We start from the raw sequence: 22,919 nt of genomic DNA, 5'->3' as shown, positions 1-22,919 counted from the left end.
GCGGACAACAGGGCGCCATGACGGCGGTCAGGAGTCGCGACGCCGAACGCTTTATCGCCGCGCCGCCCGAGACCGTTTTTCTGTTCCTCGTCTTCGGCTCGGATGCCGGCATGGTGCGCGAGCGCGCGCTTGCCATCGTCGATAAGCGCGTCGACGATCGCCACGACCCGTTCCAATTCGTCGAGATGGGCGGCGATGCGGTCGCCTCTGATCCACTCGGGCTGCTCGATGAGGCCAACACCACGCCGCTTTTCGGCGGACGGCGCGCCATTCTCGTCGAGGCCGGCGCGAAGTCGGTCATTCCGGCGATCACTTCGCTCATCGCCGCGCCGCCGGCCCACTGCACGATCGTGCTGACCGCCGGCGCGCTGAGACGCGACTCGCCGCTGCGCAAGCTTATCGAAGGCGCAAAGCTGGGTGCGGCGATCGAATGTCAGCCTGATGCAGAAGCCGATTTGCAGGCGCTGATCGATCGCAGTCTGCGCGAGGCGGGACTTGTGGCGAGTCCCGAAGCGCGCAGCCTGCTCTTGGGCGCGCTCGGCGAAGACCGGTTGATGAGCCGCGCTGAGCTCGGAAAGCTCGCGCTCTATATGCATGGCCGCGAGCATGTCGAGGCGAAGGACGTCGAAGCGATCGTCGCGCATGCCTCAAACATTGCCTCGGATCGCATCGTCACGGCGGCGTTCGGGGGCGCCCCTGACATCGGCGCGGCGCTTGACGCTTATTTCGCGCAGGACGGCGACGCGCAGCAGCTTCTTATCGGCGCGCTACGCTACGCCGTCGCGCTGCATCGCGGGCGTCTTTCCATGGAGCGCGAGGGGGGGCGTCCCGACGCCGGCGTCTCGGCGCTCATGCGCGCAGGCTTCGGCTTCATGCATCGCGCGTTGATGGAGGAGCAGCTCAAGAGCTGGTCGTCGTCGCGTCTTGGCGCGCTGATCGAGCCGCTGCGCGCGGCGCAGACGCGGGCGCGCGCCAACGCCGCCATTGCGCAAATGGAGGCTGAGCGCGCATTGTGGAACGTCGCGAAAGCCGTGCGGCGATAGTCAATCCTTGCCTTCGTCCAGCAATATGTTGAAGCCGCCAAAGATCATGCGCTTGCCGTCGAAGGGCATCGGCATATCCTCCATACGCGGGTCTTCATGCATTTTTTTGTGGGCCGCGTCGCGCACGTCTTTGGAGGGCCATAGGACCCATGAGAACACGACGTTTTCGCCGCTCTCGGCCGCGACGGCGCGTTTGAAGTCGGTGACCTTGCCGTCGGGCACGTCGTCGCCCCAGCATTCGACGACGCGTAGCGCGCCCCATTCTTTCATGATGGGCCACATCAGCGCGGCGGCCTTGTGGTAATCTTCCTTCCGGCCCATTGGCACAGGGATCACGAAACCGTCGACATAGCTCATTGCGCCACTCCTTCCTTCTGACACGCTTCTGACGCCGCCTCGGCGTCCATCCACATAATCTCCCAGATATGTCCGTCGAGATCTTCGAAGCTGCGGCCATACATGAAGCCGAAATCCTGCGTCGGCGTCGGGTCCGGCGCGCCGCCGGCGCGCGTCGCCCTTTCGACGACAGCGTCGACGTCGGCGCGGCTATCGGCCGAAATACAGATGAGGACTTCGGCGCTCGTATGGGCGTCAGCGATCTTCTTCGTCGTGAACTGCAGGAATTTGTCATGCGTGAGGAGCATCGCGTGAATCGTATCGGAAAAAACCAGGCAGGAAGCGGTGTGATCGGAGAACTGCGGATTCTTCCTGGCTCCGATCGATTCATAAAAAGCTGTCGCTTTCGTGAGATCGGCGACGGGAAGATTGATGAAGATAAGCTTGGACATTGAGCGCTCCTCTCGGACCGGTCGTTGCCAAACCTACCGCATAAGTTATAAAATGCAACAATGAGGTTAGAAAAAATAACTAAAAAGAGGCTTGCGGAGAAGAGTATCCTTTCCGTGCGCAGCTATGACGACGCCTGCGCCGCCGCCCATGCGCTTGATCTGATTGGCGAACGCTGGGCGCTGCTGGTGATGCGCGAACTGATGTTCGGCCCGAAAAGATTCAGCGACCTGCGCGCCGATCTTCCAGGAATCAGCGCCAATGTGCTGACGCAGCGGTTGGAGCGGCTCGAGGAAATAGGCGCGCTGAAACGGCGTAAGCTGCCGCCGCCGGCGGCGAGTCATGTCTATGAACTGACGCCCTGGGGCTATGAGATCGAGTCGGTCTTAGGCGTGCTCGGTCGCTGGGCGGCGCGTTCGCCTTTGCACGACCCGACGCTGCCTCTGAGCGCTGCGTCGCTGATATTATCGTTCAAGACGATGTTCGACGCGCGTCGCGCCAAGGGATTGAACGCGCGCATCGGCTTTCGCATCGGCGACGAGACGTTTCTTGTGCGCATCCATGGCGGCAAATGCGACGCCGCGCGGCAGGCGTTGGACGGCGCCGACGTCGTCTTCGCCGGAAAGGCGACGGCGATCGCCGCCGCCGTCTATGGCGGGGCCCCCCTGAAGGCGCTCATAGCGAAGAAGGCTCTTGCGGTTGAAGGCGACCGCCGGCTGGCGGAACGTTTCACTGGTCTCTTTCCATTGCCTGAGAAGGCCTAATGGTCAGGCCGCGCTCGCGAGGCTCTCGAAAAGCGCACGCCCATCGGTTCCGCCTACAAGCGGGTCGATGAGATTTTCGGGATGCGGCATCAGGCCGAGCACATTGCGCTTTTCGGAATAGATTCCGGCGATGTCGTTGCGCGAGCCATTGGGATTGGCGTCGCCGCCGACATTGCCGGCGGAATCGCAGTAACGGAAGGCGACGAGTCCTTCGCCTTCAAGCCGCTCAATCGTCGCGTCATCGGCTTCGTAATTGCCCTCGCCATGCGCAATGCAGACTTCGATCGTCTGGCCCCTGGCGTAATGTCGCGTGAAAGCAGTGTCGTTGCGTTCAACCTTGAGGTGCTGCATCCGACAGACGAAACGCAAATTCGCGTTGCGCATAAGCACGCCAGGCAGAAGGCCGCTTTCGCAAAGAATCTGGAAGCCGTTGCAGACGCCGAGCACAAGTCCGCCGCGCGTGGCATGGGCGCGCACCGCGTCCATAATCGCCGCGCGCCCGGCGATGGCGCCGCAGCGCAGATAGTCGCCGTAGGAAAAGCCGCCGGGCAGAACGACGAGATCGGTCCCCGCTGGCAATTCATGGTCGGCGTGCCAGAGCATCGTCGGCTCGCGCCCAGTCGCCTGTTTCAGCGCGCGCGCCATATCGCCTTCGCGATTGGAGCCGGGGAAAACGACGACGGCTGTTTTCATCACAGTTCGATGCGATAGTTTTCGATCACGGTGTTGGCGAGCAGCTTTTCGCAAGCCGTTTGCAATTGAGCTTTAGCCGCGTTCGCATCCCCGCCGGCGAACTCCACGTCGAACACCTTGCCTTGCCGCACGCTCGCGACGCCTTCGACGCCAAGCGACTTCAGCGCGCCCTCGATCGCTTTGCCTTGCGGATCGAGGATGCCGGACTTGAGAGTGACGACGACGCGGGCTTTCATCGGCTGAGGTCCCTGGTGAATGGGAAACTGTTAGTGGGAGGCGCGCAAACACGCAATCTCATTTACGCCGATATTCACCAGACCGCCATCGGCCTCGGCCAAGATGGATCCGGCGTTCCGTCGGAACGCGTTCGGGCCCAGCATTGCCCGTTAACGTAATGGGGATAAGATCGAGCCATGAATTTCCAACGTTCATCGATTGTTTGGATCGCGACGGCCGTGATCGCCGCCGGAACGATCTTCCTGTTACGCGAGATCTTGACGCCCTTTTTGGTTGGGATCGCTTTGGCTTATTTGCTCGACCCGCTCGTCACCCGATTAGAGCGCCTCGGATTGGCCCGGGGCGTGGCGGCGCTCGGAATCATCAGCCTTTTCTATGCCGCCATCATCGCCTTGATCGTCGTTCTCACCCCAATCCTCGGCGAGGAGATCGCGCTTTTCGTCGAAAAGGTCCCCGGCTATCTCACGCAACTGCAAGCCTTGGCGACAGATCCGGGCCGGCCATGGATGCGCAAGATCATCAGCGAGGGGCTAAGCGAAGCGCGGCAGTCGACTGGAGAACTGACGACCCTCGGCGCCAATTTGAGCGCCAACCTCTTGCGCAAGCTATGGTCGGATGGCGGCGCATTGGCGTCGATCTTCTCCTTGCTCGTCGTCGCGCCGATCGTCACTTTCTATTTACTTGTCGATTGGGACCAAATCATCACGGCGCTCGACAAGATGATTCCCGTGACGCACCGGGAGACCGTGCGGAGCTTGGCGCGCGAGATCAATGAGACGATCGGCGTTTTCCTGCGCGGCCAAGGGCTCATTTGCCTCATTCTCGCTTTGTATTATGCCGTAGCGCTCAGCTTTACGGGCCTCAATCATGCGTATCTGATCGGCATCGTCTCGGGGCTAATCAGTTTTATTCCTTATTTGGGCGTGCTTACCGGCTTGGTGTTGTCGATTAGCGTGGCGCTTCTTCAGTTTTGGCCAAGCTGGAACTCGATTCCCTTCATAGTGGGCATTTTCATAATCGGACAATTAGTAAATGATAACGCATTAACTCCCCATCTCGTCGGCGCGCGCGTGAAGCTCAACCCGCTCTCGGTCATGTTCGCCATCGCCGCCTTTGGCTATTTGTTCGGCTTTATCGGACTTCTCATCGCCGTGCCCTTGGCGGCCACGATCGGTGTGGTCGTGCGATTTATAATCGCGCAGGGGATCGAGGGACCGTTTGGCGAGGCGCAGGCGAGCGTCGATGCGCCAGCTCTTCAGCCGAAGAAACGTTGGTGGCTATGAAACCGCCGCCGGGGCGTAGCGCCCTGCGGCGGACATAGGCGAGGTCGCGCTTAAAATTATGCGTCGCCGCGGCGCGCCGGCTACTGCACCAGCTTCGGCGCGCCGGTGCGGATCGTCTCGTTTTCCTGCATGATGCCGAGGCGGCGTGCGACCTCTGTGTAGGCCTCGACGAGTCCGCCCAGATCGCGACGGAAGCGGTCCTTGTCGAGCTTGTCGTTCGACTTCATGTCCCACAGCCGGCAGCTGTCGGGCGAAATCTCGTCGGCGACGACGATTCGCATCATGTCGCCTTCCCAGAGCCTTCCGCATTCCATCTTGAAGTCAACGAGACGAATGCCGACGCCGAGGAACAGTCCAGAGAGGAAGTCGTTGACGCGGATGGCGAGCGCCATGACGTCGTCGATCTCCTGCGGAGTCGCCCAACCAAAGGCGGTGATATGCTCCTCCGACACCATCGGGTCATCGAGCGCGTCGTTCTTATAATAGAACTCGATGATCGAGCGGGGCAGCTGCGTGCCTTCTTCCATGCCGAGGCGCTTGGAGAGCGAGCCGGCCGCGACATTGCGCACGACCACTTCGAGCGGGATGATCTCCACCTCGCGTATCAGCTGCTCGCGCATGTTCAACCGGCGGATGAAGTGGGTCGGCACGCCGATGCTGTTCAAATGCTGGAAGATATATTCGGAGATCCGGTTGTTGAGCACGCCCTTGCCGTCGATCACCTCGTGCTTCTTCGCATTGAAGGCCGTAGCGTCGTCTTTGAAGTGCTGAATCAAAGTGCCGGGCTCCGGGCCCTCATAGAGGACCTTGGCCTTGCCCTCGTAGATGCGGCGTCGGCGGTTCATTGGGATCAACCGGGGCTTGAGGAAGTCCATGTGGCGGGTCGTCGCTCCTCCGAAGTGGGTGTACGCATGCCGGCCTTGCGGCGCGGCCCTCAGGGAGCGGCGGCGGGCGCGCGCCCTGGCCGCGAATATCGGCGGTCCTAGCGTCTTTGGCGGCCAGTGACAAGCCGACATCACACTCTATCGCAAAGGGAAAGGCGATACAACGCGCCTAAAATTCGTGCTTTTGCCTGCGGCGACGACAGCGCTTTCCGCCATTGGCTTTGCGCGCGAATACGCCTATATCGGGCCGTCGCCGATACGGCAGACCGCCGAGCCCTCACTCTTAAAGAACAATCCGGCCGAGGATGGACATGAGCACTTTCGACCAGCGTGAAGAATCCTTCGAAAAACGCTTTGTCCATGAAGAAGAGCTGCAGTTTCGCGCCGAGGCGCGCCGCAACAAGCTGCTTGGCCTTTGGGCGGCTGAAAAGCTCGGCAAGACCGGCGCCGAGGCGCAGGCCTACGCCGAATCCCTCGTCGCGGCGGAAGTCGCCGCCGACGCCAATGAGCGGGTCGTGGCTCAGGTCAAGAAGGATTTCGAGGCGGCTGGGGTGAACCAGTCCGAGCACCAGATCCGCCGCACCATGGACGAAATGCTGGCCAAGGCGAAGGCGGAGATCAAGGCGGGCGAGTAGCCGCTAGGGCGTTTGTTCATTTTCTTGGACGATGGTCGCGCCATGCGCGATTCGTCCCTGAGAACGCCGCGACAGAAACCGCTCCCGGAAGCTTCCCATTTTTCGGCTGCGCCGCCTGTCGCCGAAGAAGCGGCCTTATGGCTGCGCTATCTCGCCGGCGAGCGGCGCGCTTCTCGGCATACGGTCGAAGCCTATGGCCGGGACCTCGCCGCGTTTCTCTCCTTTCTGACCGATCATTTTGGGGAGCGGGTGAATTCCGCTCAGCTGAAATCTCTCCAGCCGGCGGACCTACGGGCCTATCTCGCCAAGCGTCGACGCGATGGATTGGAGAGCCGCTCGCTGCTGCGGGCGCTCGCCGCCGTGCGCAATTTTCTCCGATTTCTCGAAAAAAAGGGCCTCGCCCGCACCGACGTCTTTGGCGCCGTTCGTGCGCCCAAGCGCCCGCATAGCCTGCCAAAAGCGCTCACAGTCACGGACGCGCGCGATATCGTCGACCCCGAGCAGCGGGCCGGCGAGGCGCGCGAGCCCTGGGTCATCGCCCGCGACGCCGCGGTGCTGGCGCTGCTCTACGGCGCGGGACTGCGAATTTCCGAGGCGCTGTCGATTGCGCGCGCCGACGCGCCCGTGAGCGCCATTGACCGCGTGACGATCCTGGGGAAGGGCGGCAAGAGCCGGACCGTTCCGGTCATCGCGCCGGTCCGCGCGGCGATCGAAGCCTATCTCGCCATATGTCCATATGACCTTACCGGCGGTCCGCTTTTTGTCGGCGCGCGGGGCGGGCCGCTGTCGCCGCGGATCGTCCAGCTCGCCGTGCAGCGCCTGCGCGGGGCGCTCGGCCTGCCCGACAGCGCGACGCCGCATGCGCTGCGCCATTCCTTCGCGACGCATCTCCTCGGCCGCGGCGGCGATTTGCGTACGATTCAGGAATTGCTCGGCCACGCCTCGGTCTCGACGACGCAGATTTATACGGCCGTCGACAAGGCGCGGCTCCTCGACGCCTATAAGTCGGCGCATCCGCGCGCGAAGTGAGGCAAAGAGCGCGTCATGGCCGGGCTTGTCCCGGCCATCCAGATCAGGATTTCCGACGTGGATGCCCGCGACAAGCGCGGGCATGACGGCCGTTGGGATTGTGAGTTAAGCCGTTCACTCCACCGGCTCCACCGCCGTGATCTCGATTCCGAAGCCGGAGAGACCGACGAAGGCGCGCGGGCGCGAGGATGAAGAGCGCAGGCGAATCGACGAAACTCCAAGATCCTTCAAGATTTGCGCGCCGAGACCGACATCGAGCCATTGTCGCTTGCGCGTCTCCTCGGCCTTTTCCTGGTCCTCTTGGCGTCCCACGATATTTGCCGGCACGCCGGCGGCGCCGTCGCGGAGATAAACGAGCACGCCGCGTCCTTCGCGGGCGAAGCGGGCCAGAGTCTTCTTAATGGTCGGCGCGCCGCACATCACGTCGGAGATGATGTCGGCGCGGTGCAGGCGCGTCGGCACGTCGCGTCCGTCGCCGATCGCGCCGAGCACGAAGGCGAAATGCTGCACGCTGTCGAAAGGCGTCACATAGGCGTGGCCGATCATCTCTCCGGCCTCCGTGGCGACGGGAAAGGTTGCGACGCGTTCGACGAGCTTTTCGCGCGCCTGCCGGAACGCGATGAGATCCGAAACCGACACGAGTTTGAGATTATGCGCGCTGGCGAATTGCTCGATCTGCCCGCCAGTCATCACTGTGCCGTCGTCATTGGCGAGTTCGCAAATGACGCCGACGGGCGGCAGGCCGGCGAGTCTGCACAAATCCACCGCCGCTTCCGTATGTCCGGAGCGCATCAGCACCCCGCCGTCCTTGGCGATTAAGGGGAACACATGGCCCGGCCGCACGAAATCATTCGCGCCCATATTGCCATTGGCGAGCGCACGCACCGTATTGCAGCGTTGCTCGGCGGAAATGCCGGTGGTGAGCCCGTGGCGCGCGTCGACGGAGACGGTGAAGGCCGTCGCGAGCGGCGCGTCGTTTTCGGCGACCATCGGCGCGAGATGGAGGCGGCGCGCCTCTTCGAAGGTCAGCGGCGCGCAGACGATTCCGCTCGTGTGGCGGATGATGAAGGCCATTTTCTCGGGCGTGCAGAGCGACGCTGCGATGACGAGATCGCCCTCGTTTTCGCGGTCGTCGTCATCGGTGACGACGACGATCTCGCCTCGCGCGACGGCCTCGATGGCTTCGGTGATGGAATGGGACAAAGAGATCTCCGGGACGCGCCCTTGCGGCGCCTGCTTAACCTATCTAGCCTTGCCGAGACGCCGTTTCAAACGGGTCTTCGCACGTCATTCCCGCACGGCCGTATTACCCGTCATTGCGAGCCGAAGGCGAAGCAATCCAGAATGCGCTCTATGACTTCTGGATTGCTTCGTCGCTACGCTCCTCGCAATGACATGATAGCGGAAAGGAGGCTCCGTTGTATGAAGCGGGATTGAAGAAGAAGCGCGCGATCTCAAGCTTCCTGAGGACGCTGGCGACGGCCGCGCTGGCGTTCTTTGCGCCGCCCGCGATCGCAAGCGAAAACCCTTGCGCCGAAGTCCAAGAGGGAGGCGCCGCCTATACAGTTTGCGATTTCGACGCGCGCAAGAGCGACATTCGGCTTTTTCTGCGCGATGAGAAAGGCGAGACCTATGGCGACTTCTCTCGCTTGGCGAATGAACTCGCCAGCAAGGGCAAGACGCTCGTCTTCGCGATGAACGCCGGCATGTATGCGGAAGATCGCACGCCGGTCGGCCTCTTTATCGAGAACGGCCGGCTGCTCAATCCCGCGAATACGCATGCCGGCCCTGGCAATTTTCACATGAAGCCGAACGGCGTTTTCTGGATCGAGGGCGGACGGGCCGGCGTCACCGAGACGGCGCGCATTCTGAAGAGCCATCAACGCGTCGATTTCGCAACGCAGTCAGGACCAATGCTCGTCATTGGGGGGCGCGTTCATCCGCGTATCCATGAAGACGGCATGTCGGAAAAGTTTCGCAATGGAGTCTGCGTCCAGGACGGCCATATCGTGCGCTTCGCGATCTCCAACCGGCCGGTAACGTTTTTTGAGTTCGCGCGGCTCTTTCGCGACCGCCTGCATTGTCGAGATGCGCTCTTTCTCGACGGCGGCTCGGCTTCCGGACTCTATGCGCCGTCGCTGTCGCGCCATGACCGCTTCATGCCCGCCATGGGGCCGATCGTCGGCGTCGTCGAGAAGACGAATCGCTAGCTCAGCCGCGTGAGCGCAGCGTTGAGCTTTTCGATGCGCGCCGCTGTTTCTTCGCGTCGGTCGCGGTGCTCTTCGATCACCTCTTCGTCGGCCTTGGCGAGGAAGCCCTCATTGGCGAGCTTGGCGTCAAGCTTCTTTAGTTCGCCTTCGAGCTTGCCGATCTCTTTCGCAAGCCGCGCCTTTTCGGCGCTAAGGTCGATCACGCCTTCGAGCGGCATGGCGGCGACGCCGCCGCGCACGAGAAGTTGCGCCGAGGATTTCGGCGCGGCCTCTGCAAAACCGAGGCGCGAGAGGCGGGCGAGCTTACGGATCGTTTCGTCCCAGCGCGTCGCGCGCGCCTTGAGCGCGTCATCGGCGCCGATCAGCAGCAGCTCGGTCTCGTTCGTCAGATTCATCTCGGCGCGCAGCGAGCGCACTTCAGAAATAAGGTCGACGACCCAGCCGATTTCGCTTTCGGCTTCGGCGTCTTCGAGTCCTTCGAGCGACGGCCAGGCGGCGAGCGCCAGCATTGTGTCGCGCTTTGGTCCGTCAGCGCCCTTGATCGCCCACAGCTCCTCGGTGAGGAAAGGCATGAAGGGATGCAGCAGGGCGTAGATCTGGTCGAGAACGAAGGCGACCGTCGCGCGCGTTTCGTCCTTTTCCTTGCCGTCCGCGCCTTGCAGCAGCGGCTTCGCGAGCTCCACATACCAGTCGCAGAAGACGCTCCAGACAAAGCGATAGACGGCATTCGCGGCGTCATTGAAGCGATAGGCCTCGATCGCCGCGCTCACCTCCGCCGTCGTGCGCGCCGCTTCGCCGACGATCCAGCGATTGAGCGTGATTTTATTGGCGCGCGGATCGTAATTTGCGACGCGCGCGCAGCCGTTAAGTTCTGCAAAGCGCGAGGCGTTCCAGAGCTTCGTCGCGAAATTGCGATAGCCTTCGACGCGCTGGGTCGAGAGCTTGATGTCACGGCCCTGCGCCGCCATCGCCGCAAGCGTGAAGCGCAAGGCGTCGGCGCCATAGTCATCGATGAGATGAAGCGGGTCGATGACATTGCCCTTCGACTTACTCATCTTCGCGCCCTTCTCGTCGCGGACGAGCGCGTGGATATAGACGTCGCGGAAGGGAACCTCGCCCATGAAATAAAGGCCCATCATCATCATGCGGGCGACCCAGAAAAAGATGATGTCGAAGCCGGTGACGAGCGCGTTCGTCGGATAGTAGCGCGCAAGCTCCGGCGTCTGCTCCGGCCAGCCGAGCGTTGAGAAAGGCCAGAGCGCCGAGGAAAACCAGGTGTCGAGAACGTCTTCGTCACGTGTAAGCGTCACGCCGTCGCCGAGTTTGGCGCGCGCGGCTTTAAGCGCTTCTTCTTCGCTCTCTTCGACATAAACATTGCTGTCTTCGTCGTACCAGGCGGGGATTCGATGGCCCCACCAGAGCTGACGCGACACGCACCAGGGTTGGATATTTTCTAGCCATTCGAAATAGGTTTTCTCCCAATTCTTCGGCACGAATGTCGTCTTGCCTTCGCGCACGGCCGCGAGCGCCGGCTGCGCGAGAGTCTTGGCGTCGACATACCACTGGTCGGTGAGGCGTGGCTCGAGCACCGCGCCCGACCGGTCACCGTGCGGGACCATATGTTTGTGGTCGTCGACGCCCTCGAGGAACTCGCGCTCTTCCATCATTTCGACGACGCGCTTGCGCGCGGCGAAACGGTCAAGGCCATTGAGAGCCGTAACCACTGCCGCAAGCTCTTTCGAGGGCGTTACGCCTTCGTGAAAATCACTGTTAGTGGCTAGCGTCATTTGTGCTTGTGCGTCGAGCACATTCACAACACGTAGCCCATGCCGCTTGCCGACCTCGAAATCGTTGAAGTCATGCGCGGGCGTGATTTTCACCGCGCCCGTGCCTTTTTCTGGATCGGAATAGTCGTCGGCGACAATCGGGATAAGCCTGCCGACCAATGGCAGACGCACGCGCTTGCCGACAAGCGCCTTATAGCGCTCGTCTTCCGGATGCACGGCGACGGCGGTGTCGCCCAGCATCGTCTCGGGGCGAGTCGTGGCGACGATGATATAGTCCCCCGTCTCCTCGCCTGCGTCGTCGACGATCGGATATTTGAAGCGCCACAAATGGCCTTTCACTTCGACCTGCTGCACTTCGAGGTCAGAAATCGCGGTGTGCAGCGCGGGGTCCCAATTGACCAGGCGCTTGTCCTTATAGAGCAGTCCGTCGCGATAGAGCTGCACGAAGACTTTAACGACAGCGCGCGACAGGCCTTCATCCAGCGTGAAGCGCTCGCGCGACCAGTCGCAACTGGCGCCGAGCCGTTTCAATTGCTCGACGATCTTGCCGCCGGATTCCGCTTTCCATTCCCAAACGCGCTCGACGAATTTCTCGCGCCCGAGCTTTCGGCGATGCTCCTGGCGCTCCATCAGCTGGCGCTCGACGACCATTTGCGTTGCGATGCCGGCGTGATCGGTGCCCGGCTGCCAGAGCGCGTCGTCGCCCTTCATGCGGCGATAGCGAACGAGAATGTCCTGCAGCGTATTGTTGAGCGCATGGCCCATATGCAGGCTGCCGGTGACGTTCGGCGGCGGAATGACGATTGAATAGGGCTTGGCCTGCGCGCGCTCGGGCCGTCCGGCGCGAAAGGCCTGCGCCTCTTCCCACGCGTCGCGGATGCGCGATTCAATTGCGGCGGGATCGAAGGTTTTTTCCATGGTCATGGGGCGAGCGAAGGCAGGATGGGCGTTAATCCCTCCCCCTTACGGGGAGGGCGGGCCGGCGAAGCCGGGCCGGGTGGGGTTCTATAACGCAAAGAGATCGTGTCCGTCGAAGTCGGCGAGATCTACGGATTTCCCCCACCCGGCGAGCTTTGCTCGCCACCCTCCCCGCAAAGGGGGAGGGATTCGAACGTCACGATTCAAATAAGTATGCGAGGCGCAGCTGTTGCGGTTCTACGCCAGCGCCTTGAGCGCGCTCTTGCCGGCGTAGATCGCCGCGTCGCCGAGCTCCTCCTCGATGCGGATAAGCTGATTGTATTTGGCGATGCGGTCGGAGCGGGCGAGCGAGCCGGTCTTGATCTGGCCGCTGTTCGTCGCGACGACGAGATCGGCGATGGTCGAATCCTCGGTCTCGCCGGAGCGGTGCGAAAATACGGTGGTGTAGCCGGCGCGATGCGCGGTCTCGACCGACGCGAGCGTCTCGGTCAGCGTGCCGATCTGATTGACCTTGACGAGCAGCGAATTGGCGACGCCTTTCTTGATGCCTTCATTGAGGCGCACGACATTGGTGACGAAAATATCGTCGCCGACGAGCTGAATCTTCTTGCCTAGAACGTCGGTGAGCTTCTTCCAGCCCTCCCAATCGTCCTCGGCCATGCCGTCCTCGATCGACACGATCGGATAGGCGCCGGCGAGCTTGGCGAGATAGGCGACCTGCTCGTCGATCGAGCGCGTCACGCCCTCGCCTTCGTAGACATATTTGCCGTCCTTGAAGAACTCCGTCGCGGCGCAGTCGGAGGCGAGATGCACGTCGACGCCCGGCTTGAAGCCCGCCGTTTCGATCGCCTTCATGATGAAGTCGAGCGCCGCTTCGGCGGAAGGAAGATTGGGCGCGAAGCCGCCTTCATCGCCAACCGACGTGCTGAGGCCAGCTTTCTTCAGCGCCGCTTTCAGCGTGTGGAAAATCTCCGCGCCCCAGCGGATGGCGTCGCGCACATTCGGCGCGCCGGTCGGCATGATCATGAATTCCTGGAAGTCGATCGGATTGTCCGCGTGCACGCCGCCGTTGACGATGTTCATCATCGGCGTCGGCAGAACCCGCGCCTGAACGCCGCCAACGTAGCGATAGAGCGGCAGCGCCGTCGCCTCGGCCGCCGCCTTGGCGGCGGCGAGCGACACGCCGAGAATGGCGTTGGCGCCGAGCCGCGCCTTGTTCGGCGTGCCGTCGAGCTTGATCATCGCCTCGTCGATGGCGACTTGATCCTCGGCCTCGAAGCCGAGGAGCGCGCCCGCGATCTCGTCATTGACATTGTCGACCGCCGCCAGCACGCCCTTGCCGAGATAGCGCGCCTTATCGCCGTCGCGCTTTTCCACCGCCTCATGCGCGCCGGTCGAGGCGCCCGAGGGAACGGCCGCGCGGCCCGAGGAGCCGTCCTCCAGCGTAACTTCGACCTCGACAGTAGGATTTCCGCGGGAATCGAGAATTTCGCGGGCGTGGATGTCGACGATCTCGGTCATTTAAGGCCTCTATGGTGCGGCGCGGGCGGGCGCGACTTCTTAGACCGATTGCGCCTTTCGGAAAAGCCTCAGCCGCAAAAAGCTTCTGCGCCAGTCTCAGGTTTTGAGGCGACTATGCTGCGCCGCGGCGATGGCGCAGCCGACAATTCAATTGACTGATAAGAGCCCCAACCTATCCTTGAGCTTGATCAATAGAGCGGGCATTCGCCGCTATGCGCGGCAGGAGGGGAGGTTCGGATGTCCCTCATCGACAGGCCATTCGCGCACATTGTCGCCGCCGCCGCTCTGAGTCTTTGCTTAGGCCTTTGCGCCACCAGCGCGCCTGCTCAGTCGCCCGAGCATGTCGCCGCCGCCAAAGCGTTTTTGGAAAAATCGCCGGTACGAGGCAATTGCGCGCCGGCGCAGGAAGATTTTCTCGGCTGGCCGGCGAAACTTGTTCAAAGATGCGAATATCAGCGCGAAGACATGCCGGGCCTCGCCTATGTGCTCGACGTCCCGCCGGAAATACTGGCGCGCTGGGTCGAAACCGGCTGCAGCGCGCATATGGCCAGCGCCGCCGCGCGTTGTTTCGATCAGGTGCTAAAATGCGCGCTCGGCGGCACGGGGAGCGCCTTCGTCGTCGGCGGCGATCTGATCGCGACTGTGAAGGGCGTTAAGCAGAATCGCTTCTATCGCAACGGCGTCGCCATCGTCGCGCCGAAGAGCGGCATGCCGGGCGCCGTGCCGATCGCAGAGCAGGAGCCGATCGCGCATATTCCGGAGAAGGATGTGTCTGGAATGCTCGACCGAGGCGGCGTCGCCTTCTGGAGCACCATGCCTTATCAGTTCGCGGTGAAGGCCATCGACCTCGGCGTGCCAGCGGAGATGAACACGCCGGACAGGCGCGAGAAATGGCTTGAGATTGTGCGCGTCGAGATGCTCAAGGCGCTGGAGAGCCCGGAGAACCGCTTTCTCTCGGGCTGGATGTCGGCGCATCCGATCACCTTGCGCGCCGGCGAATGCCCCGACGAACGGGATCCTTAGAGCGCTCCCCGATCACATGGAATCATGTGATCGATAAGGAATCGCTCAAAATCAAAACGTTGGAGCAGGTTCTCATCGAAAAAGTCTGTCAACTTTTTCGGAACCTGCTCTAACGCTCGCGAGCCTTGTCGGTTCTTCCCCCGAACGCGTCACTCCGCGGCGATCTTTCCCTCGGCGACCTTGTTGGCGCGATCCTCGGCGATCTTGGTCAGCATCTGGTCTGCGGCGTATTCTTGATCGAGCAGTTCCGACAAGATGCGTGCGGCTTCCATCCGCCCAAGCTCGCGCGCCCATTCGCGCAGCGTGCCGTAGCGGGTGATCTCGTAATGCTTGATCGCCTGACAGCAGAAGATCGCCGCCGCGTCGGCGGCTTCGGTGTCGCCGAACTGATCCAGGACGTTGGAGCTTTCCTCCAATATTCCCTTGATCGCTTCGCAGGAAATTGCTTTCGGCTTTGCTTCGAAAATCTCGAAGACTTTTTCGAGTCGTTCGGTTTGATCCCTGGTTTCTTCACAATGCGCGGTCAGCGCCGCCTGCAGGCTCGGGAGCTTTGCGCTTCGGGCCACGTCGACGAAAGCTTTGTGAATGGCGCCTTCGGCGAAATACATGTCCTTCAGGGCGTGGAGAAAGAGCCTTTCCAGCGCGCTTCTATCGTTCTTTTTCGCCGTGTCCTTCTTCGTCATGTCCTGCTCCTGTGCTCGGCGGGCTACGCCGCCGCAGTTCAAGGTTAAGCGTAAGAAAGAGGAGGCGGCGACGCTTTGAAGAAACGGATAAATGTCGCGCGGGCGAAACGGATCAATGTCGCCATTCGCTTGACGAAAGACGAAAGTCGCGATTGTTACGCGCATGGCCAAGATACATAAGGGCGCCGCGCTGCTCGGCCGAAAGGCCGCGTTGCCGGCTTCGCCGGACGAGGCGGAACTCGACCTGGTGCAAAACCCGCACAAGGATACGACTTATCTCGTGCGTTTTACCGCGCCGGAGTTCACGTCGCTTTGCCCGGTGACGGGACAGCCGGATTTCGCCCATATCGTCATCGATTACGTGCCCGCCGAATGGCTGGTCGAGGCGAAGGCTTTGAAGCTTTATCTCGGGAGCTATAGAAACCACGGCGCCTTTCACGAGGACTGCACGCTTCGGATCGCGCGCGATCTCGTCGGGGCGATGTCGCCGAAATGGCTGCGCATCGGCGGCTATTGGTATCCGCGCGGCGGCATTCCGATCGATGTGTTTTGGCAAACCGGGGCGCCGCCGGAGGGGTTGTGGCTGCCGGACCAGGGCGTGCCGCCCTATCGCGGACGAGGCTAACGCCGGGGCGGATAGGCCCGGACTGCGCTTGGATAGACCTCTATCGGCCCCTTGGCTCGATAGACGAGCAGGGAAACGAGCCAGCTGGCGATCAGAATTCCGGCGATCGCTATGCCGAAATCAGCGAGATTGTCATTCAGACGCTGAACGAGGCGCCAAAGGCCGCCTTCGAAGCCGAGCTTGTCTGCGATGAGACCGAGCGCTTCCATCCCGCCAACAAAGATCGCGACGACCACGGACATCGCGGTCATGATCAAATTGTACCAAAGCTTCTTCAACGGATCGTCGAAGGCCCAACCATAGGCGCCGGTCATCACGACGCTGTCCGTCGTGTCCATCAGAGACATGCCGGCGGTGAACAGGGCGGGAAACACCAGCAACGTCGAGAATGACATGCCTTGCACGGCCTGCTCTGCGGAAATTCCAAGTAGGCCAATTTCAGTCGCGGTATCGAAGCCCAGGCCGAACAGAAAACCGACGACGTACATGTGCCATGACCGCGAGACGAAGCGAAACAGAGGCCGGAAGACCCGCGCCAATAAGCCCCGACCGTTGAGCAGATGATCGAAGTCTTCATCGAGCACCGGCTCGCCACGTCGGGCGCGGTTGTAAGCAGACCATATGCCTCTGAGCAGGAGCAAATTCGCGAGGCCGATGCCAATCAGAAACATCGCGGAGACGATCGTGCCGATGGCGCCGCTTAGCGCTTTGAACTCATCCTGGCCTTGCACGGCCACGGCTGTGGCGACCATCGCGACGGAAGCGAGCGCGACAAAAGTGGAGTGGCCAAGCGAGAAGAAAAATCCGACCGAATAGGGCGTCTTGCCGTCCTGCATCAACTTACGAACGACATTGTCGATGGCGGCGATGTGATCAGCGTCGAAGGCGTGCCGGAGACCGAACATGAAAGCCAGAACGGCGGCTCCCATCAGACCTGGACGATCGGCGAAGGCCGTCCAGGCCCATGTCCAGGCGAAGGCATTGGCCGCAATGATGAAAACAAAGGTCGTCGCGGCCTTGGCGCTGACGTTCTCTCTTCGGTCGTCGAAAGGGTTGAGCGCCATGATCCCGCCCGGCTGAGCAATATAAATATTAACCGTAATCGCTTAATTAGGAAAGTTCATACTAGTGGCCAAGGGTGAGATGGGGCCGCGCCGCACTGTCGCGAGGTGTTCCGCTTTAGCTTGCAGTGTGGATGTCCAGAGCAAATCCTTTGTCTGGCGTTGTAAATCTGGATTCCCGATCAGGCCTTCGGCACGTCGGGAATGACAATTCCGGCGAATTGACCGGCGCCATTCCGCGTCAGCCGCGCGCCTTCGCCAACCTATCGAAGCCGATGAGCTCTTCGACCAGCGCCCCAAGCTCGCCGAGCGGAACTTGCGTCGCCCGGTCCGAGATCGCCGCGTCCGGATCAGGATGTGTCTCGACGAAAAGCCCTGCGACGCCGATAGCGACCGCCGCGCGGGCGAGCGTCGCAACGAAACGCCGCTCGCCGCCTGAAGACGCCCCTTGTCCGCCCGGCTGCTGCACGGCATGCGTCGCGTCGAAGACGACAGGGGCGCCTGTGGTCTCTTTCAGGATCGGCAGCGCGCGCATGTCGGCGACGAGCGCATTGTATCCGAAGCTCGTTCCGCGCTCGGTGACGAGCACGCCGGCGGCGCCAGAGTCGCGCGCCTTCTTGACGGCATGGACCATGTCCCAGGGCGCGAGAAACTGCCCCTTCTTAATGTTGACGGGGCGGCCGGTTTTCGCCGCAGCGACGATGAGATCGGTCTGGCGGCAGAGAAAGGCGGGGATCTGCAAAAGGTCGACGACCTCGGCGACGCGCGCGCATTGCCATGCTTCATGCACATCCGTCGTCAGCGGCAGGCCGGTTCTTTCCTTGATTTGCGCAAAGATTGGCAGAGCGGCGTCGAGGCCGACGCCGCGCGCTGTGTCGCCGCTCGTGCGGTTCGCCTTATCGAAAGAGGCCTTGAAGACGACGCCGATCTTCAGTCGCTCGCCGAGCCGGGCCAGCTCTCCCGCAATCTCCAGCGCCATGTCCGCATTTTCGAGCGCGCAAGGACCGGCGATCAGCGTCAAGGGCAGATCGTCGCCGATCTCGACTAGAGCGCGCTGCGAAAAAGTGGGAACCGGTTTTTCGCGTAAAGCGCGCTCTGAACTTTTGGAATCGATCACGTTATCTGCATTTGGGCGATTTCGCCCAAATGCAGCGTGATCTGGGCGCGCGCCATCTCCGATAAGAACTCTTGTCACGCGGCCTTGTCTCACGTTTTGACGAGACGCGCGACTTCTGCGCGCAGCGCCGGCAGGACCTCGGCTTCAAACCAAGGATTGCGCTTCAGCCAACCGGTATTGCGCCAGGACGGATGGGGCAGGGGAAAGATCAGCGGCGTGGCGTTCTGGAACTCTCGCCAGCGCGTGACGATTTCCGAGACGCCCGCGCCTTTCGGCAATGCGTGGCCAAGGCGCGCGAAATGATAGTCCTGCGCATAGCGTCCGATCGCGATGACGGTCTCGATCTGCGGCAGCGCCGCGAATAATGAATCGTGCCAGCGGGCGCGGCACTCGGGACGCGGCGGCAGGTCGCCGCCTGCGGCGTCGTTTCCAGGAAAGCAGAAGCCCATTGGCGCGATGGCGATGCGGGAAGCGTCGTAGAAGGTCTCGCGGTCGACGCCCATCCAGTCGCGCAGCCGATTGCCGGAAGGGTCGTTGAAAGGAATTCCAGTCTGATTGACGAGATTGCCGGGCGCCTGGCTCGCGAGCAAGAGCCGCGCGGTGGGCGAGACGCGCAACACCGGCCGCGGCTCATGCGGCAGTTTCGCGCCCTCGGGCGTTTCCACACAGAAGCGGCAGGCGCGAATGCGCGCCGTGATCTCCTCAAGTTTCTTACCAGATGCTGATCGCGCCATCAGGGAACGACGCTCGGGCGCGCTGAGACTTCCGCGCGCCAGCTGGAAAGATGCGGCAGATCATCGGGAATATCGACCCGCGCGAGCTTTGTCAGATCCATCGCGACGATGGCCGTAATGTCGGCGATGGTGAAGTCATCGGAGGCGATGAAGCGTCGCGAGGCGAGTTCGCGATCGAGAAAACGCATCATCTGTTGCGCGCGCGGCCGCTGCAGTTCGGCGAATTCCGGCCGCTGCGGCGACTCAAGCCGCGCCAGCGCCGGATGGCTGTGACGAAACGCGAGCCCGACCGGAATGAACAGGCGGAATTCGACCCGACGCTGCCACATCTCGACGAAGGCCTGTTCGCGAGCGTTCCGGCCAAATAGCGCCGGCTCAGGATAAAGAGATTCGATGTAGCGGCAGATGGCGACGGATTCGGTGAGCGTCGCGCCATCATCGAGAACGAGCGCCGGAACTTCTTCGAACGCATTAACAGCCGCGTAGGGTTCCTGCTTGTGCTCATGCGCCATCAGGTCGACGTCGCGTATGGGAATCGTGACGTTCTTCTCAGCGAGGAAGATTCGGACGCGTCTGGGATTTGGCGCGAGCGGCGTGTTGTAAAGCAACATCCTGGTCTTTGCTCCGAATAGGGGAATTCGTCGTGATCGGCGAGCGCGCCGTTCTTAAAATGCGCTCACGGCGAAGGCTCGCAGTTTTAGAGCGATGATTTAAGTTAGGCGCGATGACGAACGACCTTAAGACCCAATCGCCCGCCGCGCTCGTGCTGTTTTCCGGCGGGCAGGATTCCACGACCTGTCTCGCCTGGGCGCTGTCGCGCTTCGATCGCGTCGAGACGGTCGGATTCGACTATGGCCAGCGCCATCGCGTCGAACTCTCGCGCCGCGCCGCCTTGCGCGACGGGCTTGCGTGGCTCTCGCCGCTCTGGGCGAAGCGGCTTGGCGAAGATCGCACGATTTCGATCGAAGCGCTCGGCGCGATTTCTGAGACCGCGCTGACCCGCGACGCCGAGATCGCTTTCGCCGCCGATGGGCTCCCCAACACTTTCGTTCCCGGGCGCAACCTGTTGTTTCTGACCTTCGCCGCGGCGCTCGCCTATCGTCGCGGGATCGCCAATCTTGTCGGCGGCATGTGCGAGACCGACTATTCGGGCTATCCCGACTGCCGCGACCAGACGATCCGCGCCATGGCGCAGGCGCTCAGTCTCGGCATGGATCGGGCTATCAACATCCATACGCCGCTGATGTGGATCGACAAGGCGGAGACCTGGAGACTGGCGGAATCGCTCGGGGGTGAGCCGTTGGTGCGGCTCATCGTCGAAGAAACCCACACCTGCTATCTCGGCGAGAGAGGCCGGCGCTTCGACTGGGGCTATGGCTGTGGCGACTGCCCAGCTTGCAAGCTGCGCGCGGCGGGCTGGGAGAAATATCGCGCCGGACAGAGCCGCGTGACCGCCTGAGACGCGTCCGTCTCTGACCTTTCCCGATGTGGCGCGCAGGCCACAGCGGGCGGCGATCTGCGCATTTCGACCCTTCTGCTTATTGACGGGCTTCCGCTAGCTTCGGATATGTTATGTTATAACATTATCACGGAGACCGGCGGCCATGAGGAAGAGCGTTTTCACCCGCGTGGCAGTCGGCGGCGCAGCGGTGGCGCTTTTCATCAGCGCGAGCGCTGTGGCTCAGCAGGCGTTGCCGACGATCGAAGTCGGCGCCGTGAGTCCGATCGCGGGCGGCAAGACTGCCGCCGCCCCGCAGTCCCCCCACGCGCCCGGCGGGCGCAGCCGCAGCGTCGCGCGCCCGAGTGGACCCGAGCCGCGCGAAACGGCCGTGGCGCCGCAGGGCGTCCTCCCCATCGTCGCCGATCAATTCGCGACGGTGACGGTCGTCACCAATGAGGAGCTGCGGCGCTCGCCGGGCGCGACGCTCGGCGACGTGCTCTTCGCCAAACCGGGCGTCACCGGATCGACCTTCGCGCCCGGGGCGGCGAGCCGTCCCATCGTCCGCGGCCTCGACAACTACCGCGTGCGAATCCAGGAAAATGGCGTCAGCAACAGCGGCGTTTCGGAACTTGGCGAAGACCACGCCGTTCCGATCGACCCCGTCGCTGCGAGCCAGGTCGAGGTGGTGCGCGGCCCCGCCACGCTGCGCTGGGGGTCGCAAGCGATCGGCGGCGTCGTCAATGTCGAAAATAATCGTATTCCGACGGCCTTGCCCTGCCGTCTCGCGTTCATCCCCACGGCCGAGACGGAGGGCTGCGCGATCGTCGAGACGCGCGGCGCGGTGATGACCGTCGACAACGGGTTGGAAAACGCGACTTTGCTCGACGCCGGCCGCGGCAATGTCGCTGTCCACATGGATGTGCACGGCCGGCGCGGCAGCGACTACCGCATTCCCGGCTATCCTTATCTTTATCCGCCGGACCCGCCGCCTCCCGTTTTCGGACGCCAGCCCAATTCGTCGATGCGCTCGGCCGGCGGTTCAGCAGGCGCCTCCTATTTCTTCGACGGCGGATTTGTCGGTTTCGCGGTGACGCAATTCAACTCCCGCTATCACATTCCCGGCATCGAGCCGACGCAGGCCAATACGCGCATCGAGCTTCGCCAGACGCGCGCGACGAGCAAGGGCGAGTTCCGTCCGCAGTCGGCCTATATCGAAGCGGTCCGTTTCTGGGCGGGGCTGACCGACTACAAGCACCACGAACTCGCCAATGAGGGAGGCTTCGACGGCGTTCAACAGACTTTCACCAACAAGGACCTCGAGGCGCGCGTCGAAACGCAGCTTCGCCCCGTTGACCTGTCCTTCGCCATTCTGACCAGCGCCTTCGGCGTTCAGGGGATGCACCAAATTCTAACCTCGCCGGGGCGCGAGGGCGGGCTGTTCGACCCTAATCGCACGCGAAGCGTCGCCGGCTATTGGTTCAATGAATTTAGATTGACCGACACGTCGAGAACGCAGCTTGCCGGGCGCATCGAACATGCGACCGTCTCCGGCGCCTTTCCCGAACTCTTGATTGATCCGGCGCTGCAGATCGCGCGTGTGCGCAATTTCACGCCTAAGAGCGCAGCCTTTGGTTTTCTGCAGGACCTGCCGGAGGGCGTCGTCGCCAGCCTCACCGCGCAATATGTCGAACGCGCGCCGCGCGCTCCGGAGCTCTTTTCGCGCGGCGCCCATGAGGCGACGGGAACGTTCGATATCGGCAATCCAAATCTCGGAATCGAAGCGGCGAAGACGATCGAAATCGGTCTGCGCCGTCCCTTGGGCCCGTTCCGCTTTGAAGCGACCGCCTATCTCATGCGCTTCGACGGCTTCATCTTCCGCAATCTCACCGGCGCGGTCTGCGAGGCCGATTTTGCGAGCTGCGCCTTCGACGGCGCCGGCGATCTGCGCCAGGCGTTCTATGCGCAGCGCAATGCGCTCTTTCGCGGCGCCGAGTTTCAGAGCCAGCTCGACGTCGCGCCGCTGCTGGACGGTGTTTTCGGCGTGGAGCAGCAGTTCGACGTGGTGCGCGCGACATTCGTCGGCGGCGGCAACGTCCCCCGCATCCCGCCCGTTCGGCTCGGCGGCGGTGTGTTTTGGCGGGACATAAGCTGGTTCGCGCGCGTCAACCTTCTGCACGCCTTCGCGCAGCGGAATATCGACCCGAGCAATGAAACGCCGACGAAGGGCTATAATTTGCTGAGGGCCGAAATCAGCTACCGCATGCTGTTCGATCCGGGCGACCCGCGCGGCCGCGAACTTGCCCTGGGACTTGTCGGCGACAACCTCCTCAACGACGACATCCGCAACAGCGTTTCTTTCAGGAAGGACGAGGTGCTGCTGCCGGGAGCGAATCTGCGGCTCTTTGTGAATGCGCGTTTTTGAGCGCTTAAAGGGGGCCAGGGCAG

At 62.4% G+C, this 22,919-nt stretch carries 23 protein-coding genes; 10 read left to right on the top strand and 13 right to left on the bottom strand.

Annotated features, from left to right (window positions below; translation table 11 throughout):
* The first annotated feature begins 17 nt into the window (after positions 1-17).
* Complete coding sequence (gene holA, locus FEV16_RS05805) at positions 18-1,043, top strand: DNA polymerase III subunit delta (protein ID WP_138166692.1); 1,026 nt, start codon at positions 18-20, stop codon at positions 1,041-1,043.
* On the opposite strand, the gene FEV16_RS05800 is transcribed toward holA, so the two are convergent.
* Together FEV16_RS05800 and FEV16_RS05795 are read right to left on the bottom strand one after the other, a co-directional pair.
* Positions 1,044-1,400 (bottom strand): DUF1428 domain-containing protein, encoded by a 357-nt coding sequence (locus FEV16_RS05800; RefSeq protein ID WP_138166691.1) that lies wholly within the window; start codon positions 1,398-1,400, stop codon positions 1,044-1,046.
* Positions 1,397-1,831: a VOC family protein gene (locus FEV16_RS05795; protein ID WP_138166690.1), complete on the bottom strand. Its 435-nt coding sequence runs from the start codon at positions 1,829-1,831 to the stop codon at positions 1,397-1,399. The genes FEV16_RS05800 and FEV16_RS05795 overlap by 4 nt, the downstream gene beginning before the upstream one ends.
* Before the next feature lie 60 nt (positions 1,832-1,891).
* On the opposite strand from FEV16_RS05795, the gene FEV16_RS05790 reads away from it, so the two are divergent.
* A complete protein-coding gene (locus FEV16_RS05790; RefSeq protein ID WP_138166689.1) occupies positions 1,892-2,593 on the top strand; it encodes a winged helix-turn-helix transcriptional regulator in 702 nt (233 codons plus the stop codon).
* A gap of 3 nt (positions 2,594-2,596) precedes the next feature.
* Here FEV16_RS05790 and purQ read toward each other — a convergent pair whose 3' ends face one another.
* The gene (purQ, locus tag FEV16_RS05785) at positions 2,597-3,286 is read right to left on the bottom strand and encodes a phosphoribosylformylglycinamidine synthase subunit PurQ (protein WP_138166688.1); all 690 of its coding nucleotides are present in this window, start codon (positions 3,284-3,286) and stop codon (positions 2,597-2,599) included.
* On the bottom strand, positions 3,286-3,522 hold the full coding sequence (gene purS / locus FEV16_RS05780; RefSeq protein ID WP_138166687.1) for a phosphoribosylformylglycinamidine synthase subunit PurS: 237 nt from the start codon (positions 3,520-3,522) through the stop codon (positions 3,286-3,288). Before purS ends, purQ begins: the two co-directional genes overlap by 1 nt.
* Positions 3,523-3,699: 177 nt before the next feature.
* On the opposite strand from purS, the gene FEV16_RS05775 reads away from it, so the two are divergent.
* Positions 3,700-4,806: an AI-2E family transporter gene (locus FEV16_RS05775; protein WP_138166686.1), complete on the top strand. Its 1,107-nt coding sequence runs from the start codon at positions 3,700-3,702 to the stop codon at positions 4,804-4,806.
* Between the two features lie 80 nt (positions 4,807-4,886).
* Here FEV16_RS05775 and purC read toward each other — a convergent pair whose 3' ends face one another.
* Positions 4,887-5,681 (bottom strand): phosphoribosylaminoimidazolesuccinocarboxamide synthase, encoded by a 795-nt coding sequence (purC, locus tag FEV16_RS05770; RefSeq protein ID WP_138166685.1) that lies wholly within the window; start codon positions 5,679-5,681, stop codon positions 4,887-4,889.
* Between the two features lie 320 nt (positions 5,682-6,001).
* Here purC and FEV16_RS05765 point away from each other — a divergent pair, with 320 nt between their 5' ends.
* Positions 6,002-6,325 carry a DUF1476 domain-containing protein gene (locus FEV16_RS05765; protein WP_138166684.1) on the top strand — a complete coding sequence of 108 codons (324 nt, stop codon included), beginning with the start codon at positions 6,002-6,004 and terminating at the stop codon, positions 6,323-6,325.
* Between the two features lie 42 nt (positions 6,326-6,367).
* Entirely contained in the window at positions 6,368-7,354 is a 987-nt protein-coding gene (locus tag FEV16_RS05760) for a tyrosine recombinase XerC (RefSeq protein WP_138166683.1), read from the top strand.
* Positions 7,355-7,468: 114 nt separating this feature from the next.
* Here the strand turns inward: FEV16_RS05760 and ribB are convergent, their stop codons facing one another.
* Positions 7,469-8,557 (bottom strand): 3,4-dihydroxy-2-butanone-4-phosphate synthase, encoded by a 1,089-nt coding sequence (ribB, locus tag FEV16_RS05755; protein ID WP_138166682.1) that lies wholly within the window; start codon positions 8,555-8,557, stop codon positions 7,469-7,471.
* A gap of 308 nt (positions 8,558-8,865) precedes the next feature.
* Here ribB and FEV16_RS05750 point away from each other — a divergent pair, with 308 nt between their 5' ends.
* The gene (locus FEV16_RS05750; protein ID WP_246657206.1) at positions 8,866-9,564 is read left to right on the top strand and encodes a phosphodiester glycosidase family protein; all 699 of its coding nucleotides are present in this window, start codon (positions 8,866-8,868) and stop codon (positions 9,562-9,564) included.
* Here the strand turns inward: FEV16_RS05750 and FEV16_RS05745 are convergent.
* Together FEV16_RS05745 and eno are read right to left on the bottom strand one after the other, a co-directional pair.
* On the bottom strand, positions 9,561-12,269 hold the full coding sequence (locus tag FEV16_RS05745; RefSeq protein ID WP_138166861.1) for a valine--tRNA ligase: 2,709 nt from the start codon (positions 12,267-12,269) through the stop codon (positions 9,561-9,563). The two genes, FEV16_RS05750 and FEV16_RS05745, sit on opposite strands and share 4 nt — an antisense overlap.
* A gap of 237 nt (positions 12,270-12,506) precedes the next feature.
* The gene (eno, locus tag FEV16_RS05740; RefSeq protein WP_138166681.1) at positions 12,507-13,790 is read right to left on the bottom strand and encodes a phosphopyruvate hydratase; all 1,284 of its coding nucleotides are present in this window, start codon (positions 13,788-13,790) and stop codon (positions 12,507-12,509) included.
* A gap of 237 nt (positions 13,791-14,027) precedes the next feature.
* Between eno and FEV16_RS05735 the strand changes: the two genes are divergently transcribed.
* The gene (locus FEV16_RS05735; protein ID WP_138166680.1) at positions 14,028-14,813 is read left to right on the top strand and encodes a hypothetical protein; all 786 of its coding nucleotides are present in this window, start codon (positions 14,028-14,030) and stop codon (positions 14,811-14,813) included.
* Between the two features lie 149 nt (positions 14,814-14,962).
* Here the strand turns inward: FEV16_RS05735 and FEV16_RS05730 are convergent, their stop codons facing one another.
* On the bottom strand, positions 14,963-15,496 hold the full coding sequence (locus FEV16_RS05730; protein WP_138166679.1) for a DUF892 family protein: 534 nt from the start codon (positions 15,494-15,496) through the stop codon (positions 14,963-14,965).
* A 163-nt stretch (positions 15,497-15,659) separates the two neighbouring features.
* Here FEV16_RS05730 and queF point away from each other — a divergent pair, with 163 nt between their 5' ends.
* A complete protein-coding gene (gene queF / locus FEV16_RS05725) occupies positions 15,660-16,121 on the top strand; it encodes a preQ(1) synthase (protein WP_138166678.1) in 462 nt (153 codons plus the stop codon).
* Here queF and FEV16_RS05720 read toward each other — a convergent pair.
* The 4 genes from FEV16_RS05720 to FEV16_RS05705 all read right to left on the bottom strand — a co-directional run bounded on the left by FEV16_RS05720 (position 16,118) and on the right by FEV16_RS05705 (position 19,644).
* On the bottom strand, positions 16,118-17,185 hold the full coding sequence (locus FEV16_RS05720; protein WP_138166677.1) for a HoxN/HupN/NixA family nickel/cobalt transporter: 1,068 nt from the start codon (positions 17,183-17,185) through the stop codon (positions 16,118-16,120). The genes queF and FEV16_RS05720 overlap by 4 nt on opposite strands.
* A 238-nt stretch (positions 17,186-17,423) precedes the next feature.
* Positions 17,424-18,221 carry a 3-deoxy-8-phosphooctulonate synthase gene (gene kdsA / locus FEV16_RS05715; protein ID WP_138166860.1) on the bottom strand — a complete coding sequence of 266 codons (798 nt, stop codon included), beginning with the start codon at positions 18,219-18,221 and terminating at the stop codon, positions 17,424-17,426.
* A gap of 167 nt (positions 18,222-18,388) precedes the next feature.
* Entirely contained in the window at positions 18,389-19,033 is a 645-nt protein-coding gene (locus FEV16_RS05710) for a uracil-DNA glycosylase family protein (protein ID WP_138166676.1), read from the bottom strand.
* Positions 19,033-19,644 carry a glutathione S-transferase gene (locus FEV16_RS05705; protein WP_138166675.1) on the bottom strand — a complete coding sequence of 204 codons (612 nt, stop codon included), beginning with the start codon at positions 19,642-19,644 and terminating at the stop codon, positions 19,033-19,035. The genes FEV16_RS05710 and FEV16_RS05705 overlap by 1 nt, the downstream gene beginning before the upstream one ends.
* A gap of 113 nt (positions 19,645-19,757) precedes the next feature.
* On the opposite strand from FEV16_RS05705, the gene queC reads away from it, so the two are divergent.
* On the top strand, positions 19,758-20,492 hold the full coding sequence (gene queC / locus FEV16_RS05700) for a 7-cyano-7-deazaguanine synthase QueC (protein WP_138166674.1): 735 nt from the start codon (positions 19,758-19,760) through the stop codon (positions 20,490-20,492).
* A 145-nt stretch (positions 20,493-20,637) separates the two neighbouring features.
* Positions 20,638-22,896, top strand: a complete 2,259-nt coding sequence (locus FEV16_RS05695; RefSeq protein ID WP_138166673.1) for a TonB-dependent receptor — start codon at positions 20,638-20,640, stop codon at positions 22,894-22,896.
* Positions 22,897-22,919 lie beyond the last annotated feature (23 nt).

Source organism: Methylocystis sp. B8 (assembly GCF_005771425.1).
Classification (GTDB): Bacteria; Pseudomonadota; Alphaproteobacteria; order Rhizobiales; family Beijerinckiaceae; genus Methylocystis.
The sequence above is the reverse complement of the archived record's forward strand: the minus strand, read 5'-3'. Positions and strand labels throughout refer to the sequence as shown.